Origin of the sequence: Flavobacterium sp., assembly GCF_044369455.1 — a bacterium.
In the GTDB taxonomy this organism is placed as follows: domain Bacteria; phylum Bacteroidota; class Bacteroidia; order Flavobacteriales; family Flavobacteriaceae; genus Flavobacterium.
On sequence record NZ_JBIPLW010000070.1, the window covers coordinates 1 to 5,998 of the forward strand.

Consider the following 5,998-nt stretch of genomic DNA (forward strand, 5'->3'; position numbering starts at 1 on the left):
GTTATTGAAGTGCGATGGTTGACCATGACCTACTTCGTTTTCCGTTCTTGTAGTCAAATGCCAAAGATTGGAATCCGCAGATGAAAAACTGATTCCTGTTGCACCAACGGCGGCCGTGTCAACAAAACTGTTTCCACCTGGGAAAATGTTGAGCAACACACCAGTTGTTGTAAATGCGTACATCCGTCCTGCTGCGGTAGAACCGAATAGGACTTGCGAATAATTGATACCACCGTCGATCAGGTTTCTCGGGCCAACTGTTAACCCTGAAAACTGTATCGGTTGATTCGTATTGGGATCTCGAATGATCGCGTATGTATTCGAAAGTACGTGCCGAGCATTGTTGACTGGTGTCATCCCCATCAACTCACCTGCATCCGTTACAGCATAAAGTCGGGTAGAGAATGGACTTTCAATAACCGAGGCCAAGCCTCGAACGGTACCAATTGCTGGGTTGACAAGTGTGTTGGTGTTGATTCCCCCGACATTGAACTCACCGCTTACCTGATTGACTTGCACACTCGCAGGAACAGTCGTGTTCGGCAAAACCCCCGTGCCTTGATCAACTCGAACAGCAACCAAAGCATTTGCAGCAGGATTACCTTGAATCGCGGCAATGATTGCGTTGAGTGTCTGCCCGCCTCCCTGCATATTCACAGTAATGTCATTACCCAACACGGAAACCGTTGGCGCTGGAGGATTGAGATTCGCTCCACTGTTGGTGAAGTTTACGGTCAGCAATGGTGACACAGCAGCATTTTGTGCCGAGATCCTCAATACATTCGTATTTCCAAGAATATCTGTAAAGCTTCCTAATCCAAAGCGATTTGAGTTGATGAAGAATCCGTGCGCGAGAATTCCAGTGCCTGCTCCGATACCGCGTTGAGCAGCGTTTAGGTTAGGTGTGCCTACCGGATCAAGTGCAGTACCTAGAGTTCCTGTGTCGTAGGAACTAAGTCGGTACAACGCATTTCTTTCGATCGCGCTTAAGCCAACGCCCGTCGGAGTGGGAGTATTGTTTACAATGTTAATAATCGGCTGAAAAGCACCGACCGCATTGCGCGATGCAACGCCCCAGAAGCTAGCTTCCGCGTTGTTGTTGGTCGCAAACAATGTTGAGAAGGTGATGCCATCAAAGGTTAGACCAACTCCGTTGTTTCCACCATTATTCGGAATTTGAATGACTTCGAAAGTCGGGGGGGTTGCAACCGGAGTTACTAGCCGAGTTGTTGTCGTAATAAGGCCACTAGTTCCAGTCCCAAATGAACCATTGCCGATGTCTACGCTAATGAAGGTTCCTTGGTTGCCGTCCGTAACAGCTCCCCCTGTTGATCTTTGATATGCAACACCCTGGCCGCCCGGCGCGACGGCCAAGTCTGTCATCGGTGTGTTTGCGCCAAAGTTGACAGCCGTGGTACCATTTGTACTGTAAATCGCCTCTTGAACCCCAGTGAGCGGGTTGATGAACTGCACATTGCGTCCCGTCGCCGTAAACAGGTTCAAATCGGAAAGATTGAAGGGAACAGTTGAGTCAAATTCAGGTGCAAATGCAGGCGCAGTTGGATTGGGGGTTTCGGTCGGATATAAAGGAGCACCGGGGAGTTGAATCGGAAACGCGCCCGTAGCGTAAAACGGCTGATTCGGATTATATATCACCGGTGGAACAGCGGTTGACGGACGTGGCGAAGTGCTTGCGCCATCGTATCGGTTTTCAGAAATTCGCCTAATAGACTCTAGCGGTTCCAGTCGAACCAAAGGAAACCCACCTGCGTTGCTATCTGTAAATTGTCGCAGTGCCACGTGGCTTTGGCTCTTGTTGCTCACGCCGACAAAGTAATCGCCAGGCGGCAATTCAATCGGTCCGATGTAAGCATCGCGAGTTCCTGCCGAGCCACGAGACAAATCCGTCACATCGCTACCGCGAGTTGCTGCGGGTTGATCGTCATGAATATTCGAGTCGTCGCTCGTTAGGACCAACCGACCAGCTGAGTCAAAAATCCATAGTTGTGTATTCGCGCGACCTTGACCGTCTGCGTAGTCGATGTCGAAGATCAAGGAAACATGATACGGTTCAGCTTGGGAAGTTCCCTGAACCGAATCACGACGTGCCGTGAACCGATAGAAATCAATGAAGTCATCTACCCCACTAGGATTGGGAGCAAAATTTCCCGCCACTGAGATGGCCCCACGATCACTAGACAGCACATTGCCCAGAACTTGTGGGTTAAAGGCGCTGCTGTTTTCAAGTGGGTTACTTTCACTTACTTCGCCGACCAGAGGCGAATGAAGCGGTTGCCCCTGCGCATCAATTCCAATGTTCGCAAAGCGAATGTCGGCGTAGCGAACGGTTGAGCCTGCTACTTCCTGAGTCTGGCGAAGGCGTAGATGCAATTTATACTGACCAACGGTAATACCTTCACGTGTAAGAGCTGGATTTTGGAGTCGTGAGGTACTAGATCTTGAACCATTTGGACCTGGAACCGGCGAGACATTGCTGCTTCGAACTCGGATGAAATAACTGTTGACGCTTCCAATCGAACCCGGCAATACCACTCGCATGCCCGCATCGAGAGGATTCACTCCCTGGAAGTCAACTTGCGTATTGACCAACTCGTTCCGTTCGGCCGTCACGATCTGATCCATCGGAAGGACTCGACCATTCGGAATGAGCGACGGGTTGGAGAAGTGTGTTGTACCTGCGATGGACTCTGCCAACGAATCATTGCTCAACGCGATGATTTGGCCGTTGCCGTCGATCAATTCTATGACCGAATCCAAGGTGCCAGAGGTCTGATCGATATCAATCCAAAGCGCAGTACCCGCTGTACCGATGAATCGATACACGTCCAGGTCGCTTGGCGCCGCAATCGAACCAGTAAGCGTAACACCCAGCCGTTGATTCTCGTCACCATTATCGATGCTTCCAGAAATGGTTCCTAAGTCTTGAGCTGTAGAAGGGAGGTCATTTGTTCCAGTATCACCGATCAAGTCGGGTTCTCGCTCGTAGTTTTGGTCAACGTTACGATCGTTGCTGAAAGGCTCGAATCGAACGGATCGCCAACTGCCCGCCGTCGGGAAGGTTGCGGTTCCATTGTTGTTCGTATCCCCCAACGAGCGTCCCGAGAAATCAAAGCCCGCACCGATCGTGTCGTCAGCCAAAGATGTTAATACGACTGGGAATCCTGGCGAACCTAACAGTTGCAAGGATCCACCGATGCGATCATTAATGTCAAGCGGGCGGCCCGTTGCTGTAAAGCCAGCTTGCGGGCCATCCAATTTGACAACCAAACTCTCGGTGGCCCGGCTAGCAAGTCGAAGACCGCCGTAGGTATGGAAATCAGGAACGACGATTTCACTCATCAGAACGTGAACAATTCCCGTGTCGTCCCAAACGCTCTCGGTCGTTAAAGTTGCACCGCGAACAACCATCCCGTTGATGCCGTTGTTGCCAAGCGAGTTGTTAAAGACCAACGGTCCAAAGTTTCCAATTCCAATGCGCTCGCGCTCATTGAATCCAGTCGATCGACCGTAATCACGAACGGGTTTCGTATTGAGTGAATTCGCATCAATGTTTATGGCAGCCGTTGCGACCGAAGGCGTACCGGTCACTTGCGAATTCTCTCGGATAATGTTGTTGATGAGGACCGGTTGGCTTCCGAGAACAAAAATCACTGCTTCATCATTCAAGCCACGAGCATCCCTATTAGACGTTCCACGTGTCCCGGTTCCCGATGCATTGTTTTCGATGACCGAGTTTGAAATTCGAGCTGTCGATTGGTGCAGTTCGATCGCGTTGAACGAGGCAAATCCGCCGGGCACGCTAGTGGCGCCACCACCAAACGTGATCAACGCATTATCGAGGCTGACTTCGCCGAGATGTTGCGATACGATTCCACCCCAGTTACCTGCTCGACCAGCGTCGAGACCATTATTATTCGTATCAAAAGTTCCACCTGCTCCATAGCGATCATCTGTACGCGAAGTGAAAACGATATTGTTGGATACACTTCCTTCTGCAAGAAGCGTTGCTCCGATACCGACTTCGATTCGACCAGCAAAAGACTTGATGACACTACCTGGATCGATTACAAGGCTCGCATCTCGTCTAGCGCGAGTGAGTTCACCCGCTACCGACGGTAACTGAAGTGAACCAGCAAGTGTTCGCGCGTTGTCGACAAAAGATGTATCGTCTTTGTTAACAACGCCCGCCAACACGAAAGCTCCCGTGTTGTTCTCACGACGCCAAATCTTTCGAGCAACATAGTCGAGAGTCGCAGTGGGAAGCTGAGTCAATTGGATGGATCGACCGGTGATACTCGTGGTTACACGAGGCGCACTCGGGATGCTTTCTTGCCCGAACCTATCTACATACGTAATGAAGTACTCAAGCTGAACTACCGAAGCAAAACCAGATCCAGAAGTTGGATTGACGTTGTTGTTGAACGTAACCAGCGAGGAATCCGGTCCAACAGTTTCAAACACAGGACCGCCGGGCGTCCCTTCAATAATCAAGTTGTCCCCCAGAACGATTGCCACTTCTGCGTCGTTAATCCTGGCAGCGACATTCAGCGGCTGTACACCACCATTCGACGTAGAGTTGATCTTTACCAATAGACCGTTGATGGAGTTTCCAAAAAACCTGTTGGACCGAATGTCTGGACCAATACGTGAATAGTCGGGAACAAATCCCGTCCCGCTTTGATACCGAGGCTCAGTGAAAAGTGTTTCTTCAAAGCTGTTGGGGTCGGCGCTCAATGCTGCGTCACCACTGTCTCGGACTTGACTATTCAGAATCAAAGGACGAGCTTCAAACATGTCGACAGGGCTGATTGCACGAGCCGCCGCTCCGGTGCCAACCTTTCCTCCACCAAACCGAATTTCTGCATTCGAAACAGTATTGAGGAAGATCCCTTCCCGCTCTAGATCAAACCTTCCCTGAGCTCGATCGACATCATTTCTTATCTCAATTCCCCCCCAGTTTCCGGCGGATGCAGTTGATGGGAGGACGGGGTCAGGGTCGCGTCCGAGCGATTCATCTCGATAACTGGTCAAAAAGACCGGGTTGCCAGGCACTCCAAGGATTTGAATACTCGCTCCAGCAAGATTGCGAGTTGGATCGCTGCCGACGAGAATGCCTGCTTGATTAAACTTCAAGATCGCTCCAGCATCGACCATCAATGTAGTACCAGCGGGAACATCTAAACGAGCACCATCTGGCAATACGCCTGTAGCGCCACCAGCATCTCCAATTTCGTACGGAGTTTCATCCGTTCTACTCGCAGTGCGTGTGTCACCAACAACGCGAATAATATCTCCAGGTCTCGCAGCCATTGTGGCTTGGTTAATGCGAGTGAACGGCTGAGTCATGGAACCGAATTGGGACAGCGGTCCTCCTGCGAATGCCTTGTCAACAAAGAGTGTACGGGCGGGACCTAGATCCGTTATCGATGCGGCAGTCGCAGCAGCGTAAGGAGCGACGGAACGGAACCAAAAATCAAAATTACCACCCGCGAGTCCATCACCATCGCCATCGAAAGAGGTTCCAACCAGGGCACTCCCCGACCGGTTTTCCGCAAGAGTTTGGACCACCGAGCTCTTATAATCAACGCGAAGTTGATATCGACCTTGGCTGGTGGCTCCACTTCCAGTGTTGTTCGTGCTTGGGTCGTTGTCCTCGTTCCCCTTGCCCGTTACAGAAAGGAAGTACTCACCCGGCCCCACGTGGACGCGGATCAAAGAATCTTCGCTAAAGTAATTGTTGTTCGCGGCAACTACGGAGAGAACACCATTGGCCTCCCGACGGAACAACGTCAAGTGTGTATCCAACGTACTTGAATCATTGAGACGTTCTGCGATAGTCTCTGCTCGCAGTTCACCATTTGATCCAGCCGCAACCACGAATCGGTAAATATCTACATCACGATTGTCTGGTCTGAATCTATGCTGTCCGTGGACAATATCTGCGGTTCCAGGGAATAGCTGTTCCAATGGATTACCA

The 5,998-nt window shown here is 50.9% G+C and carries 1 pseudogene; it reads right to left on the reverse strand.

The features are described 5' to 3' along the window. A pseudogene (locus ACIQ2L_RS14280) lies at positions 1-5,998 on the reverse strand (hypothetical protein); the annotation flags it as partial.